At 37.9% G+C, this 16,636-nt stretch carries 12 protein-coding genes and 2 pseudogenes; 9 read left to right on the forward strand and 5 right to left on the reverse strand.

The window, feature by feature from the left end; all coding sequences use genetic code 11:
- The 7 genes from istA to ACQ4QH_RS10255 all read left to right on the forward strand — a co-directional run bounded on the left by istA (window position 1) and on the right by ACQ4QH_RS10255 (window position 8,016).
- Window positions 1-1,008 (forward strand): IS21 family transposase, encoded by a 1,008-nt coding sequence (istA, locus tag ACQ4QH_RS10225; RefSeq protein WP_439819532.1) that lies wholly within the window; start codon window positions 1-3, stop codon window positions 1,006-1,008.
- A 244-nt stretch (window positions 1,009-1,252) separates the two neighbouring features.
- Complete coding sequence (istB, locus tag ACQ4QH_RS10230) at window positions 1,253-2,011, forward strand: IS21-like element helper ATPase IstB (RefSeq protein ID WP_439819533.1); 759 nt, start codon at window positions 1,253-1,255, stop codon at window positions 2,009-2,011.
- 512 nt (window positions 2,012-2,523) lie between these two features.
- On the forward strand, window positions 2,524-4,035 hold the full coding sequence (glpK, locus tag ACQ4QH_RS10235) for a glycerol kinase GlpK (RefSeq protein ID WP_439819534.1): 1,512 nt from the start codon (window positions 2,524-2,526) through the stop codon (window positions 4,033-4,035).
- Window positions 4,035-5,849, forward strand: a complete 1,815-nt coding sequence (locus tag ACQ4QH_RS10240) for an FAD-dependent oxidoreductase (RefSeq protein WP_439819535.1) — start codon at window positions 4,035-4,037, stop codon at window positions 5,847-5,849. Before glpK ends, ACQ4QH_RS10240 begins: the two co-directional genes overlap by 1 nt.
- Entirely contained in the window at window positions 5,849-6,616 is a 768-nt protein-coding gene (tpiA, locus tag ACQ4QH_RS10245) for a triose-phosphate isomerase (RefSeq protein ID WP_439819536.1), read from the forward strand. Before ACQ4QH_RS10240 ends, tpiA begins: the two co-directional genes overlap by 1 nt.
- Before the next feature lie 11 nt (window positions 6,617-6,627).
- Window positions 6,628-7,320, forward strand: a complete 693-nt coding sequence (locus ACQ4QH_RS10250; protein ID WP_439819537.1) for an MIP/aquaporin family protein — start codon at window positions 6,628-6,630, stop codon at window positions 7,318-7,320.
- A 573-nt stretch (window positions 7,321-7,893) separates the two neighbouring features.
- Window positions 7,894-8,016 (forward strand): LacI family DNA-binding transcriptional regulator, encoded by a 123-nt coding sequence (locus ACQ4QH_RS10255; protein ID WP_439819538.1) that lies wholly within the window; start codon window positions 7,894-7,896, stop codon window positions 8,014-8,016.
- A 437-nt stretch (window positions 8,017-8,453) separates the two neighbouring features.
- Here ACQ4QH_RS10255 and ACQ4QH_RS10260 read toward each other — a convergent pair whose 3' ends face one another.
- Window positions 8,454-10,217, reverse strand: coding sequence for an oleate hydratase (locus ACQ4QH_RS10260; RefSeq protein WP_395461855.1), 1,764 nt, complete (start codon window positions 10,215-10,217; stop codon window positions 8,454-8,456).
- A gap of 64 nt (window positions 10,218-10,281) precedes the next feature.
- Window positions 10,282-11,166 (reverse strand): 3-hydroxyacyl-CoA dehydrogenase, encoded by an 885-nt coding sequence (locus ACQ4QH_RS10265; protein WP_002827674.1) that lies wholly within the window; start codon window positions 11,164-11,166, stop codon window positions 10,282-10,284.
- Between the two features lie 297 nt (window positions 11,167-11,463).
- On the opposite strand from ACQ4QH_RS10265, the pseudogene ACQ4QH_RS10270 reads away from it, so the two are divergent.
- Window positions 11,464-11,658 (forward strand): annotated as a pseudogene (locus tag ACQ4QH_RS10270) (MFS transporter); the annotation flags it as partial.
- Window positions 11,659-11,708: 50 nt separating this feature from the next.
- On the opposite strand, the gene ACQ4QH_RS10275 reads toward ACQ4QH_RS10270, so the two are convergent.
- Together ACQ4QH_RS10275 and ACQ4QH_RS10280 are read right to left on the reverse strand one after the other, a co-directional pair.
- On the reverse strand, window positions 11,709-12,605 hold the full coding sequence (locus ACQ4QH_RS10275; RefSeq protein ID WP_439819491.1) for an IS3 family transposase: 897 nt from the start codon (window positions 12,603-12,605) through the stop codon (window positions 11,709-11,711).
- Entirely contained in the window at window positions 12,560-13,066 is a 507-nt protein-coding gene (locus tag ACQ4QH_RS10280; protein WP_439818706.1) for a helix-turn-helix domain-containing protein, read from the reverse strand. Before ACQ4QH_RS10280 ends, ACQ4QH_RS10275 begins: the two co-directional genes overlap by 46 nt.
- Before the next feature lie 41 nt (window positions 13,067-13,107).
- Here ACQ4QH_RS10280 and ACQ4QH_RS10285 point away from each other — a divergent pair.
- Window positions 13,108-14,143, forward strand: a pseudogene (locus tag ACQ4QH_RS10285) (MFS transporter); the annotation flags it as partial.
- Window positions 14,144-14,217: 74 nt separating this feature from the next.
- On the opposite strand, the gene ACQ4QH_RS10290 reads toward ACQ4QH_RS10285, so the two are convergent.
- On the reverse strand, window positions 14,218-16,443 hold the full coding sequence (locus ACQ4QH_RS10290) for a heavy metal translocating P-type ATPase (RefSeq protein WP_439819539.1): 2,226 nt from the start codon (window positions 16,441-16,443) through the stop codon (window positions 14,218-14,220).
- Window positions 16,444-16,636 lie beyond the last annotated feature (193 nt).

A 16,636-nucleotide genomic window follows, 5' to 3' on the forward strand; every position in this document is an offset into this window, starting at 1 on the left:
ATGCATCACGAAATTAGAACTTATTTACGGAGACTCGCTATGGAACATATTAAGCCGAATTATGCAGAACTTGGACGAGCATTTAACGTCGACCCAAGAACAATTAAAAAAGCCTTTTTAGAAATGCAAAATGATAACTCGGATTCTGGTAAACCAAAAAATAAGCCTTTTGTTTTAGATCCATATAAGGAGCTACTAGAACAGAAATTTAATCACGGTGTTAACGCTCATGCAGCCTATCATTTTATTAGGCATAAGGGATATACAGGCAGTTATACGACGGTAAAAAGATATGCACGTCAATTTAAAAGTTTCAAGATTAAAAAGGCAACTATTCGTATAGAAACAACACCTGGATTATCAGCACAAGTTGATTGGAAGGAAGATGTTATTTTGCATACGACTGATGGTGAAGCACATAAATTCTCAGTCTTTTTATTTGTTTTGGGATACTCACGATTTAGCTATATTCAACTAGTAACTGATAGAAACCAAACGACTCTATTTCGTTCATTAATCAATGCTTTTGAAATAATTGGAGGTATTCCTTATGAAATCTGGTTTGATAATATGCGCCAAGTGGTCAATCATACAAGCCAGTTTGAACAGAAGATGTTAAATCCACGATTTGAATCATTTGCCAGCGACGCTGGCTTTATGCCAATCACACACCAAGTATACAGACCACAAACTAAAGGAAAAGTTGAAAGTCTTGCAGGTGTTGTAAAACGGCATCTCAAAGTTTATGACTATGAATTTACTACACCTGACCAATTTGAAATTGCGATTAATGAAATCACAGATAATATTAACAATCAAACATCTCAAGCCATTAATGATTTGCCAATCAATCGATTAATAACAGAAAAAGAGCACTTTATACCTCTCAATAAACAATTAATTCATACGTACATCGATAACCGGCATTATCGAAAAGTTTCTCATGAATCAATGATTGTCTATCAAAGTAATAAGTACTCTGTTCCAAGTAAATATATCGGTCTATAAGTTGAAATTCGTCCAACATTAACCGAACGACACATCTATTATAACGGGCAATTAATTAGTACGCACCTACTTTTAACTAATGATAGTCCTGTACCTTTTAGTTATCACACTGAGGATGTTGTTGATATCTTACATTCAGATTTAAAAGCGCAAGCAAGCGACGACGAAATCATGTCCTTTATGCATAATCAAATGAACTACTATGATTTTATGATGTCTTCAGATGAAAGTAATGGTGATTGATATGACAACAGAATATGAAGTATTACAAGAAAACTTAACTAAACTCCGTTTATCAAATATACGCACTAATTTAACGTCATTATTAGACTCCGAAAAACTTCAAAATGTTTCTTTAACCGAGGCTTTACAGATATTAACGACGTTTGAATTGCAAGCCAGAAAACAAAATGTACGTCAGCAACGAATCAAACGTGCCCATTTTCCATATTTAAAAACATTTGAAGATTTTGACTTCAGTTATCAACCATCTTTAGATAAACAACAAATACTGGAACTAAATACACTACGCTTTATGAAAGAACGTAAAAATTTAATTCTGATTGGAACACCTGGTGTTGGGAAAACCCACATTGCAACTTCATTAGGATTACAAGCTATTATGAAAGATCAGGATGTTATTTTTAGTACAGCACAACGAATGATTCAGCACCTTAAGACAGCAGAAAAGCGTGGCACCTTAGGTGCTGCTCTAAAGAAATTTCGTAAAGTGCCGTTATTAATCTTAGATGAAATTGGATTTATGCCAATGGATGACGCATCAGCTAATTTTTTCTTCCAAGTTATTAACGAACGGTATGAAAAATCTTCTACAATTGTAACAACTAATCTACCATTAAGTCGCTGGGCGGAATTTATTTCTGATGCACAGGCTAACGCCATTTTAGACAGATTAGTTCATCATTCAGTTAGAATTCAAATTAGTGGAAAATCATACAGAATGATGGATTATTTTCGAAATCAAACTCGAAAAGATACTTAGTTTCATGGCCAAAAAACAACATTTTTGATGGCCTTTTTATGACATAATTACATGGCCCTTGACAATTGATTTTATAAAAATAGTTAGTGATTCAAATTTTATGTATCAAATTTTGAAAATATCTATCTTGTTTTGTAAGAAAAAGAGCTTGTGAAAAAAAAGTTTTTTTAAAAAAACTTTATTCGGATTTGTTAAATAATTGCATTTGATGAAAATACAGCCAAGATAAAATGTAAATTAATTTCACAGGCTAGTGTCATTAATGTTTCTCGGTACGCGATAGGACAAGTTTTGAATAATTGCACTATTAAAATTAAAGGTTGACCAATACAAATAAGACTTTTTTGTGAATTTTTTAATAAGCTTATTTGAAGGAAAATTAAACATTGCGAATTTTTTTAATCCGTTGTAAGCTTTATGTGTTGAAAGAAAGCGCTTACATTTTAAATGTTTTTGAATACAGTATGAATAGTTAATAAGAGTTGTAGGTTATTCAATGGAGGAATATTATTATGCCAAAGTATGTATTATCAATTGATGAGGGAACAACTAGCACACGTGCCGTGATTTATGATAAGCATGGGAAGGTAATTGCTTCTGCGCAACGTGAAATCACGATGTTCTATCCACAACCAGGTTGGGTTGAACAAGATGCTAATGAAATTTGGATTGCTGTTCAAGCTGTTATCGCAACGGCTTTGATTCAATCAGGAATTCAACCTACTGATATTGAAGGGGTTGGTATTACTAATCAACGTGAGACAACGATTGTCTGGGACAAACAAACAGGATTACCAATTTATAATGCTGTAGTCTGGCAATCACGTCAAACGGCACCAATTGCTGAAAAGTTAATTGCAGATGGATATCAAGACATGATTCAACAAAAGACTGGATTGATTCCCGATGCTTACTTCTCAGCTACTAAAATTCGTTTCATTCTAGATCAAGTTAGCGGGGCACAACGCCGTGCTGAAAATGGTGAGTTACTATTCGGAACAATTGATACATGGTTGGTATGGAAGTTGACGGGTGGTCAAGTTCACATTACAGATTACACAAATGCTTCTCGTACCATGATGTTTGATATTAAGAATTTAAAGTGGGACCAAGAGCTTTTGGATCTATTGAATATTCCGGCAAAGATGTTGCCAGAAGTTCACCAATCATCAGAAATTTATGGAACAGCTATCCCTGTTCACTTCTTCGGTGCTGAGGTACCAATTGCAGGTATTGCTGGAGACCAACAAGCATCTTTGTTTGGTCAATTAGCCCTTAACAAGGGTGATGTTAAGAATACCTATGGAACTGGAGCTTTCGTTGTCATGAATACTGGTGATGAAGCTAAAATTTCAGATAATGGTTTGTTGACAACGATTGCTTATGGAATTGATGGTAAGGTGACGTACGCTCTTGAAGGCTCTGTTTTCGTTGCTGGATCAGCCTTGCAATGGTTACGTGATGGTATGCGTGTTATTAAGCAAAGTCCAGAAAGTGAAGATATGGCTAATGCCTCTATCGACGAAGACGAAGTTTATGTTGTACCCGGCTTTACTGGATTGGGTGCGCCATACTGGGATTCGGAAGCACGTGGAGCAGTATTCGGATTGACTCGTGGAACAACTCGTGAAGATTTCGTTAAAGCCACGTTGCAATCACTAGCTTACCAAAGCCGTGATGTTGTTGATGCAATGCGTCAAGATACTGGCTTGGATATTGCTAAGTTACACGTCGATGGTGGGGCATCTTTGAATAACTACTTGATGCAATTCCAATCAGATTTGTTAAACACAGAAGTATCACGTCCAGCTAACGTTGAAACGACAGCTCTTGGATCAGCTTATTTAGCCGGTCTAGCTGTTGGATTCTGGAAGGATGTTGATGAGTTGAAGACAATGACACAACAAGCCACTGAGTTTAAGCCAGAAATGTCAGAAGAACATGCAGATGAATTATATGAAGGATGGCAATTGGCTGTTGAAGCAACACGTGTCTTCAAGCCAAAGAAGCGGGGGACTAAATAATGCGATTTAAGAGTAGTCAGCGTATAGCAGCAATTGAAAACTTAAAAGAAAATGATTTTGATGTTGTTATTATTGGTGCTGGAATCACTGGGGCCGGTATTGCGCTTCAAACAGCAGCTTCTGGCTTGCGGACAGCCATTATTGACATGCAAGACTTTGCTGAAGGAACAAGTAGTCGTTCAACAAAGCTAGTCCATGGTGGTATCCGTTACTTAAAGACCTTTGACGTAGATGTTGTGGCTGATACCGTAAGTGAACGTGCACGAGTACAACAAGTTGCACCGCATATTCCACGTCCATCACACATGTTAATGCCACTCTATGATGATGCTGAAGCAACTTTTACACCAATGAGTGCTGAAATTGCCATGGAGATTTATGATAAGTTGGCCGAAGTGCCTGCAGATAGTCCATATGTTCATCGCCTGTTAACGGCTGAAGAATCACATGATTATCTACCAATGTTGGACCATCAAGGATTGGTTGGTTTGGCAATTTATTTAGATTACCAAAACAATGATGCACGTTTAACAATTGAAAACATTAAACAAGCCGTTAGTGATGGAGCGGTCGCTGTTAGTCATTTGAAGGCGACAGCGGTCACAGCTGATGGTGATGGTAAGAAGGTTAGTGTTGAAGATACTTTTACCAAAGAAGTATTTGATATTAAGGGTAAGGTTGTCATTAATGCAGCTGGTCCATGGCATGATTCAATTACCAAAATTGCTGATGAGACAACTAAGGATACAATTCGTCCTACTAAGGGTGTGCATTTAGTTATTAATCAAGATCGTTTGCCAGTATCAAACACTGTTTACTTTGATTCTGGATTCCATGATGGTCGTATGATTTTCGTTATTCCACGTGCTAATAAGACATATTTTGGAACAACAGATACAGATTATTCAGGTGATTATTTGCATCCTAAGGTTGAACAAGCTGATGTCGATTATCTTTTAGCAACTATTAATAGTCATTTTCCAAATGCACATATCACGATTGACGATGTGCAATCTAGTTGGGCTGGATTACGACCATTAATTGGTGGTGCAGGTGATTACAACGGTAATACAACTAAGAAAACAGCATCTGATGAGAGTTTGCATGAATTAAATACTAAGCTTGATCAATACTTTAATAACGAAATTGATCGTCAAGAAGTTGATGAACAATTAAGTGACTTAACAAGTAGCGGTGATAAGAGTGCTTCAAGTGTCTCACGTGGTTTCCAAATTAAGGCAGAAAACGGTATTGTCAACGTATCAGGCGGTAAATTGACGGATTATCGTTTGATGGCTTCTGAAACATTAGAAAAATTAGTAGACATTTTTGCTGATAAATTTGCTACTAAGGTTACGCCTATTGATTCAACAAAGTATCCAGTATCTGGTGGTCACTTTAATCCAAATGATGTTGATGCTGAGATTGAGAAATATGCAGAAGAGTTAGAGAAGTATGAAGTTAACGAAGTTAAAGCTAAAGAAATTGCTAACCTATATGGATCTAACACGCCTGAAATAATTGAATATATCAAAACAGGTGTTTCAGCACCTAAATTGTCAGTAGCTGAAACTAGCATGTTGCATTATGCAATTGATAAAGAATTTGTCTTGCGTCCAATTGATTACTTCTTGCGTCGTACAAATTATTTGTTGTTTAAGTCAGAGGACTTAGAACGTCTTGAAACACCAGTTATTGATGAGATGGCTAAGATTCTTGAATGGTCTGATGAGACAAAACAAGCAATGACAGAAGAGTATGTGCGTTTACGTGATGAAGCGCAATTAAAGGCGCTAAAAGGGGAGGCAAAGTAATGTCAAAGAGAGTTCCTTTAGTTATAGGAAATTGGAAAACAAACAAAAAGGTAGCTGAAGTTTACGATTTCCTACAAGAAATTCAAGGACAACTACCTGATCCTAAAAAGGTAGAAGTTGGTATTGCAGCACAAGATATTTACTTGCACGAAATGGTTAAGCGTAGTAAGGAACTAGACATTCCAGTAAGTGTATTTGCTGAAAATGTACATTGGGCTGATGAGGGTTCTTATACCGGTGAAACATCACCAGCTGCGTTGGCTGATATTGATGTTTCAGGGTCAATTGTGGGTCACTATGAGCGTCGTAAGATGTTTAAAGAAACCAATGGATCTGTTGGGTTAAAGGTAACAGCAACGCTTCGTAATGGTTTGGTTCCAATTGTCGCAATTGCTGAGGATGCAACCCACTATAATCCTGATGACGAAGATATGGCACCTTTGACAGAAATTGCCGTTGGTTTGGCTGGTGTCGATAAGGCAAAGGCGGAGAAGATTGTCATTGCATATGAACCAGCCTGGGCAATTGGTGCTAGTGAAGCACCTTCAGCCGAAATTATTGAGCATGCTGCAAAAGTAATTCGTAAATCATTGGCAATTTTGTTTACACAGGAAGTAGCTGATAAGATTCGCATTCAATATGGTGGTTCAGCAACCCCAGAGAATGCAAAAGAGATTTTAGGTTTAGAAGATATTGATGGTTTGTTAATTGGTCGCGCATCGCTAGAACCAGCTGCATTTTTGAGCATGGTTAATGATGCTATTTAGGGGAAAGTGAAATGAAAAAGAAAATCTTTGGGGAAGTTTTTGGAAGTGCCTTGTTGGTCTTCTTTGGACCAGCTTTAGTAGTAATGGGTGGTGGTTATAATGACCTATTGGGACCATCTATTGGATGGGGAGTTTTGCTAGCTGTACTAGTTTATGCTTTTGGCCCACTATCCGGTGGACACTTCAATCCAGCTGTAACATTCATGAACTTTTTAAATAAGGAAATGAAAGGGACTGAAGCGATTATATATGTTGTTTCACAACTAGTTGGTGGATTAATTGGTGGTTTCATTTTGAAGTTTACTTATCAGGCCTATCTTAATGGAGCTGGCTTGAAGTGGTCAACAGAAGTTGCTAAGAATCATTTGAACGCAACAGTATTTCCTAATATTTCAGCTGGAATGGCTTTCTTCATTGAGGTTATTTTGACAACGGTATTATTAGTTGTCATCTTGGTATTGAATGATTCTAAGACTAAGACTTACAACTTACAGGCACCAATTGCTGTTGGTTTGACAATTGCATTGTTAGTTTTCGTCGCTGGTAACTTAACTGGTGCATCAATGAATCCTGTTCGTTCATTGTTCCCAGCAATCTTTGCAGGTGGTTTAGCTATGCAAGATATCTGGGTATATCTAACAGCACCATTTGTTGGCTCAATTATTGGAGCATTAATTCATCGTTATATTTTGACAGAAAAGTAAAAATTATTAATAACCAAATGAAGGTTTGTCAGCCTTTGTTAGCTATAATTCCTTAAAGGGGAGTGGAAGAAATGATATAAATTTCTTTCATTAACTTTTAAGGTTTTTTTGTTGAAAATAAAATTTACAGCTTTATAAGACTATGAATTAATATATAATTTTTTCAATCAGTTCAACAAAATTCAGAAAATAGCAATAAAATTTGGATTATGTAGTTCTACTCAAGAATTCAAAATGATTCCGAAGTATAATGGTGGGAACGGTGTAGATATATATTACAGGAAGTAATTAGAGTAGAGAACTAGAAATGAATTATTTAAAACGATTTATATATAATAAATGATTTTCGTATTTATTTTTATATTATTTAAAACATCAATTAGTGGACAAGAGTACAAATTATTTTTTGCAATTGAAAGAATAAAATATATGCTATAAACTATTAATAGATGTTATTATGACTCTAATAATATATCTTTGATTTATGTAGAGCATTAAGGGAAATATATATATAACTACCCATAAAACGAGGAATATATAAATAAACCTATAAGAATTTGGAGATTATAATTAATGGGTAGTAAAACAACTATAAAAGACCTTGCAAATGAAGCCGGCGTTTCAATCACTACAGTATCGTTAATACTGAATGGAAAGGGGGAGAAATTTAGCGAAAAGACAAGAAAAAAGTATTAGAGTTACAAAAAAATTAAAATATGTGCCAAATTTTAATGCTAAAAATCTCATGACGAAAGATGCCAAATCAATTGGTATTTTGGTTCCTAATATTGGAATCTTTGATGGGTAGGACAATTTGTTGCACCATAATATTTTTACCTTTCTGGTTCCCATTATTATTTGATTTAATCATATCTTAGCATTCATAATAAAAATTCATACATTTGATTATCTCGGATTATGATTTAGAAATAAAGCAGTCCGGACTTCCCATATACATTTTCCCGTAATCAGGTTACTTCTTAAAAAATACGTAGCTATAAAAAAGACTTGATGAAATATAATCATCAAGTCTTTTTCAAAAATGAAAAGCTTATTACATATCGAAATATGTCGCATTATAATAATTTGCAACAGTTTTTGATAATTCAGAAAGTTTTAACAGCCATCATGTTTTATAGTAATTTACTCTCGGTAAGTAGCTCTTCGATAAACGTTCCCTTTATCTTATTTTTTAGAGCTACTTTAGCTAATTTAGGGATTCCTAAATTAGCCTCATCAATGGTTTTTTTATCTCCCATATAGTAGATGGCTTTAAGTAGTTCTCGAATATCATAAATGGATCCATAAACTTCAGGAACAGCTCGTTCAACTTCAAGCAAAGTATAGACAGATTCCATGGCTGTCCTAATGGAATATTCGGTAGTAAATACGGTGTCATTACTAGGCGACTCTGCGAAATTACCAATAAAGGCTAAATTAACAGACCCTTTAGGAACAATATCTGGCCTATCACCCGCAACGCGGGGCATAAAGTATGATGTAATAAATGGCATAAATACTGGAACGGTATTTATATTGTTTTGGTTAGACAATTGTTTGATTTTGGACTCAGGGACCCCAAGGTGATAAAGGAGTTCTTGCGTAATTTCTTCCCCAGAACTTTCTACAATGGTCTTATCAACAAAATTTCCTTTGGTATCTGAATATAGTCCATATATCCATACAGTTGTTTCATTTTCCTTTTGTTCTTTGAAATGTGGCTGCCTATGAATAGCAAAACTCATCAACCAGTTCGAATCGGTTATGGTAATGATTCCACCAGTATTAATTTTGTGATCATGTAAATCACGATTGGTGAGACGTTCAATGTAAGGTTCAATTTCTGGTGATTTTATAGTGGCTGTCGCTGATACGAACCAACTTTTTTCAGGTAGGTTATCATAGAATACTTCTGGATGACCGAAATCACTAGATTGTTCTGCCAGATTCTTCCATAGTGACCAACTACCACCCAACTCTTTTGATATAGGAGCGGGTTTATCATGGCTTCCGTATGTTGAACTTTCTGTAATAGAACCATTTGTAACGAATACAAGATCATCACGTGATAGGCTAACATCATCACCATCCTGGATCACGAGTTTTTTGGCAATTTTTTCGTCATTTTCGAAATCTACCACAACATTATTAACTTGTGTATCATAGATGAATTCGACATTGTATGACTCTAAATACTTTATAATGGGTAGAACCATAGAGTCATATTGATTGTACTTATTGAACTTCAGGGCACTAAAATCAGGTAATCCATCAATATGATGAATAAATCGCATCGTGTATCGACGCATCTCAACTGCAGAGTGCCACTTTTCAAAAGCAAACATAGTTGCCCAGTACATCCAAAAGTTACTTTCAAAGAACTCATTTGAGAAGAATTCCTCAATAGTCGTCTTACCCAATTTTGACTCAGGAGTTAAAACTAAATCTATTAATTCTTTAGATTTTTCATCCAAAGTATACAGGCCATCAGTTGGTACGCGCTGTCCACGATTATAAATTAGGCGAGTATTAGATGAATTTGGATCATCTTTATCTAGCCAATAAAATTCATCTAAGTAAGAGGCGTCTTCAATTTCTAAAGAAGGAATTGATCGATACATGTCCCACATAGTTTCAAAATGATTTTCCATTTCTCGACCACCACGTGTCACAAAGCCGATATTGGCACGCTTTTCTCCATCTAACGATCCACCCGGAGTAGGCAATTCCTCATATATATGAATTTTTTCCCCGGACATTTGTCCATCGCGCACCAAGAAAACAGCGGTCGCCAATCCGGCCAGCCCTCCTCCAATAATATACGCTGATTTTTGATCCACATTTTTGGGCTTTCTTGGACGTGCAAAAGCTTCATAATTTCCGTTAGAATATCGCATAATGGTCTCCTTTTACTACGCTTTATGTTGATATACGCTATTTAAAAAAACGCTAATGTCATTCTTATTTTAAAAATGACTCTTGTTGGTATTCAGGGTTAGGATATTCATAGAATCCCTTTCCTGCTGCCAATCCCGTATGTCCCTCATCGATCATTTCTTTTATCAAACGAGCAATTTTGGCTTGTTCTTCATCTGTGTCTGACCTTGATAAAGCTAAATTATAGGGTGTCTGTAAACCAACAACATCTAATATTGCAAACGGTCCCATTGGGGCCTTCGTTGCTAACATCCAGGCTTTATCAATTGTATGAGGATCGGAAACACCATTTGCCCATAGTTTTTGTCCCGCATCTAGAAATGGAACTAAGAGTGAATTTAGAATATAACCATGTTGTTCCTTGTTTAATTTAAAAGGGACCATTCGGATATCTCTCGCAAATTTCACAAGTTCGTCAATATACTTCTCATCAGTTCCCGCATGTCCCATAATTTCAGCATTATTGTTGACCCATATTTGGTTAGCAAAATGTAGGGCTAAAAATTTTTCTGGACGATCAACACTGTCAACAAATTGAGATGGAACGAGCGTAGAAGAATTTGAAACAAATATTGCTTTTTGGGGAGCAACTCTCGAAAGTTGCTTATAAAAATCCTTCTTAATGTTGACATTTTCTGGAATGGCCTCAATTACTAGATCTGCGTCCTGAACAGCATCAGCTAGATTAGAACTAAAGCGGATGTTTTCAATAACTTCATCCGCTTTTTGACCATCTTCATAGAAATTTTTATAAATATCAGGATATGATGTCATTAATTGTTCAGAGTGTTTTAGAGCAGAATCATTGACATCATAAACCGTAACATTGAATCCCATGAACTGACTTTGAAAGGCAATTTGCCCACCTAAAATACCACCACCTGCAACAGTTACATTTTTTATAGACATGTTGTCTCCTCCTATTAATGATTTAATAGGTTGATCATAACACTAATAAAAAGCGCTTTCAAAAAATAGCAACTAAAATGATTGTTTCACTTTAGTTGCTGCAAACCCCATAAATAATCGGCATGACTTTGAAAGATGGCGGAGTCTTTGATTTGTAGGTCGATTTGTTGAAACATAAGTCATATATAACGGTCTGCTTATATAATTACGGAAAATATAGCAATATTAAAGGGTTATTATGCTGTTTTAATAGGTTTTCACAGGGGCGATTATATAATAGTGCTGGTAAAGGATGCAGTGCCATTGCCAGCGCCGCTTATAGAAGTGGTGAAAAATTATTTGATAATCAAGAAGGCCGCCACTATTTGGTATTTGACCAAGAAAACCGGTTCAGCAATGGTATTGAGCATTGCTACTATTTTAGGAATGCTGCCAATGGTGATTCTTAGTCCGTTTGTTGGTCCTATGGTTGATCGGTGGAACAAAAAGGCCTCCTAATTTTGAGGCGTACCCAAAAAGTTAAAGTAAAATATTTTAGCTGATTAAGCGGCCATTTGTCGGTATTCTACCGGTGAGTGGCCGTTTAATTTTACTTGAATTCGTGTGTTGTTGTAATACAGTATCCAATTGTTAATTGCGTCAATCAACTCTTTTGCCGATGAATAATTGTTCAATGGGCCAATTTCGACCTTCAATTTATTAAAGAAACTTTCCATAACCGCATTGTCTAGAGCGGTCGCGCGACGCGACATGCTTTGGATGATGCGGTTTTTCTTCAGCGTCTTACGCCATGATCTGTGCCGATATTGCCAACCTTGATCAGTGTGAATGGTTGTTCGATAAGAAAGTTCTGGCATTCGCTCTACGAGCTGATTAAGCGGTTGTAGGGTAAATTCGAGATTCGGACGGGTGCTAATTGAATGTGTAAGAATCTCGTTGTTGTACATATCTAGGATTGGTTCTAAATATACTTTTTCTCCAGTGGCCGGAACTTTAAACTCCGTGACGTCACTAGATAGTTTTTGTAATGGTCGATCAGTCTTGAAACGACGGTGAATCTTGTTCTTCACTCGTTTCCCTTCAGGACCCTTAGATGAATCATACTTACGCGATTGCTTGTTATACCCAACGCCTTTTAACCCCATCTCATGCATGTGTCGTTGGATCTTCTTGTGATTTACCTTTGCGAACTCAGGTTGCTTTCGCAACTCTAAATAAACTCGACGCACACCATAGTGATTATCCGCTTCCCAAATCGTCCTGATAGCCACGCGAAGTGGCTCATCGGGGTCTTCCTTTTTAAACTTTCGTTTCCAGTAGTGTACTGTACTTTCTGCAATCGGAAGAACCTTTAGAATATCTACTAGTTTAAATTGCGCCTCGAGTCGGCAAGCTACTTCTGAGATTTGTCGGTTCGTTGCTGAATCGAGGCTAATAATTTTAACGCTTCATTTTCAATCTTCAATCGAAGAACTTCGTCTTCGAGTTGAGCGAGTTGATTTTCTTGATCCGTCAACGGTTTATCTGACTTAGGCTTCTTGTTAGGCATTTTAGGTTTTCGTCCTTTTTGTATAGACAATAACCCATTTGGCCCAAGTTTGGAATATATCTCTTTCCACTTTACTATTTGAGCGGTGCCTACATAGCCAAATTTAGCTGCAACTTCAGTATTCGAAGCGTTATTTCTGATTGCCCACGAAGCTAATTCAACTCGAAATTTTCCAGTTGGTTTTGGAGGATTAAATAACACGTCAGATCCGTGTGTTTTATACGCCTCTAACAGCATCTTGAAACTCGTATAGTGTATGCCATAACGTTTAGCAACTTCTTGTTTACTTTTGTTCCCTGAAAAATATTCCAGGATTGCCTCAAGTTTTGTTTGTTTTGATATCTTAGTCATAAAGAAAAACCCCGAAAGTTACTTTAACTTTCGGGGTACGCCTCATTTTCCCGGACGTTTTTGCTGCCTGTTTCGCTATTATTCTTTCCGTATCCGGAACGGTCTTTCATGTATTTCCACTTTGGATCATTTTTATTTCATTACTGATGCGGTCTTGTGCGCGAACCTTCCAGATACCAACGATTCAATCGGTAATGCCCACAATGGTGCCAGACAAAGAAATTACCCGTATGAACGGCCAACTGGGAATGGTGCAATCCGTGAATATGATTATTGCCCCAGCACTGGGCGCGTTTTTATTTGCGTTTACCCCCATCGAGTACTTGATTCTGTTAGACGTACTTGGGGCCATCATTGGGATTTGTATTTTAACGTGGGTTCAAATTCCTAACAATGAAAAAATTGATCAGCCAGTGCATGTGCTCCACAACACCCGCTTGGGGATCAAACAACTTACGAACAACAAGGGCTTGTGGTACATTACGTTGATCGGCGCCGTCTTCACACTAACCTACATGCCTGCTGCCAGCATGTATCCACTCATGACCATGAAATACTTTCAGGGAACCGTTAGTCAGGCTGGCTTAATTGAAGCCATTTATTCCACTGGCATGCTAATCGGCGGCACTATCATTGGCCTCTTTGGTAAGTGGCAGGACCGGATGAAGCCCGTAATCATCGCATTTTTCCTGGTTGGCATTCCAACCGGTATTAGCGGCATTTTTCCAGGTAACCAAACCGGATTTTTATGGTTCGCAGCTTTAAACATCATTGAAGGAATTGCGACCCCCATTTTTTACAATGCTTTTAATGGCAATGATTCAACAAAGTTATCCAGCAGAAGAGTTAGGGCGGATTCTAGGCGTTTTGAATTCTTTGTTTAATCTAGCTGGACCAATTGGCTTAATTTTTGCCGGTCCCCTAGCTGATGTGATTGGCATTGAACGCCTATTTGTGATTGCAGGAATCGGTGCTGCCATTTGCGGGGTGGTCGCGGTGTTAATGCCGATTACCAGGCAATATGACATTAGGCTGCATCAAAAATTGGCGAAATTAACTGAGCAACCAGATAAGTAATTAACATGATGATCATAAAGAGGAGAAAGACCAGACTACCAGCTGATCTTTCTCCTCTTTTTGTCATCACTTAATTATACGTTTTTAATCTTTTCACCAGTCAATCCCATCGCATTAATTGCCACGATAATTGTCGACATCGCCATGACCGCAGCACCAACGGCTGGGTCTAGAATGATTCCAATAAATGACAACACACCGGCAGCGAGTGGAATTGCGACAATATTGTAGCCTGCTCCCCACCAGAGATTTTGAACCATTTTCCGATTTGTGATTTTAGCCAAATCAAGAAAATGTAAAATATCGCTGGGTTCTGATTTAACCAACACAACATCAGCGGAATCAATGGCAACATCGGTTCCGGCGCCAATTGCAATTCCAATATCGGCCGCGGCAAGACTTGGTGCGTCATTTACGCCGTCACCAACCATGATGACGTGATTGCCCTTTGCTTGATAATCAGCTATAATCTTTTGCTTATCATCTGGTAATAGGCCTGCATGGAATTCCGTCAATCCTAGTAAGTTAGCAACGTGTTCCGCGGCTTTTGGATTATCGCCAGTGAGCATTACGGGGGTAATTCCTCGCCTCTGAAGACCACTAATTAATTCCTTAGCACCTGCTTTGATGGTGTCGCCTTCAGCAACCATTCCTTGAACTTGGGTGCCCTGCAATAGGAAGCTGACGGAATTACCCTTAGCAGCCCATTTATCAGCAGCGGCCTCGTCAAACCTGATCCCTTGCTTCGTTAAATAGTTACCATTAACAATCGTATAGTCAGTGCCATCAACATTACCGGAAATACCAACGCCCGGAATATTTTGAGACTTTTCAGCTGCAACAACTTCAATGTTCTTCGCTTGGGCTTCAGTAATGATTGCTTGGGCCAGCGGATGAGTCGAATTATTTTCAAGGGCGGCCAGTCGGCTTAATAACGTTGTTTCGTCAATCCCATCACTTGGAATCAATGCATTCACCGTAAATTTACCTTTTGTTAACGTACCAGTTTTATCCAAGAGAACGTGGCTAACATGTTGACTTGCTTCAATGGCTTGGCGATTTCGAACTAATAGCCCATTTTGAGCGCCAATCGTAGTAGAACGAGAAACCACTAATGGAATCGCTAATCCTAATGCATGCGGGCAAGCAATCACGAAGACGGTCACCATGATCGTCATTGCAGTCGCCAATCCCTGGGGTAACCAGGCAAAGAAAGCAATAATTCCAACACCAAATGCCGCGTAAAATAGATACTTGGCAACTAAATCAGCTTTATCTTCTGCTTTAGATTTAGCTTGCTGGGCATTTTGAACCATTTTCATTACTTGAGAAAGATAGCCGGAGTCACCAGTACCACTAATTTTAACCGTTAGCGTCCCGTTATTGTTGGTTGCACCACCAATGACCTTATCGCCAACGTTCTTGGTAACGGCAGCAGATTCACCGGTTACCAGTGCTTCATTCACGGTCGACTCCCCAGCCGTAATAACACCATCGGCTGGAATACTCTCACCTGAACGCACTTGGAAAGCTTGACCAACTTTTAAATCAGATACTGGCACTTCTTTTGTTTCACCATTATCTGTAACTAGATGGGCCGTCTTAGGCAACAGGGCCGCCATCTTTTGTAAGGCATTCCCAGCCCCCATCAATGCATTCATTTCAATCCAGTGTCCTAGAAGCATAATTAAAATCAGGGTTGCAAGTTCGAACGAAAAATCCATTACATGATTTGCCGGGTTCAAGAAGTTGTTGGCAATAAATGCGTACAAACTGTAGAAATATGAAACGGAAATTCCAAGGGTTACTAGCGTCATCATTTCAGGAGATTTATCCTGAATTTCCGCTTTAGCCCCCTTTAAAAATGGCATTCCGCCATAAAAGTAAAGTGCTGTATCAAACAAAACGACGATAATGCCAACAATTAGCGGTGAACTGAAACTAAGGATGGAAACGTTTAACCCCATGATTGGTGCTAACAGTAAAACTGGAATAGCTAAGACAACGGAGACCCAAAATTTAACTTTCAAATTCCCCATATGCATCATTGAGTCACCGTGCATCATCATGTCGGTCCCAGCCATATCCATATCACCGTGATTCATCCCACTCATATTCATAGTTTCGTGATTCATGTTCATTTGGCTGTGATCCATTTTCATTTGACCATGATCCATTTCGGCCATATCGTGATCCATTTTCATGTCATCATGATCCATATGACTCATATTTGATTCATTATTTTCCATATTCTTAGCACCCATGTTTTTCATGTTCATATGGTCCTCTTTATTTGCCATGATTATCGACCCCCTAAAAATAAGTGTGCGTAGCAAAGCGGTTAGAAGCCGGAATATAAGTTCCTTGTGTGGAAATCCCCGGGCTCGGGATTTTTCCACCAGGTTCTTATATTTAGGCTTCTGCTTTGCGGAGCACCATGCCACTATATGAATGAGGATTACGACAAAAATTCATAAGTTTCCGCCATCAGAA

Source organism: Weissella paramesenteroides, assembly GCF_051903945.1.
GTDB classification, from domain to species: Bacteria; Bacillota; Bacilli; order Lactobacillales; family Lactobacillaceae; genus Weissella; species Weissella paramesenteroides_A.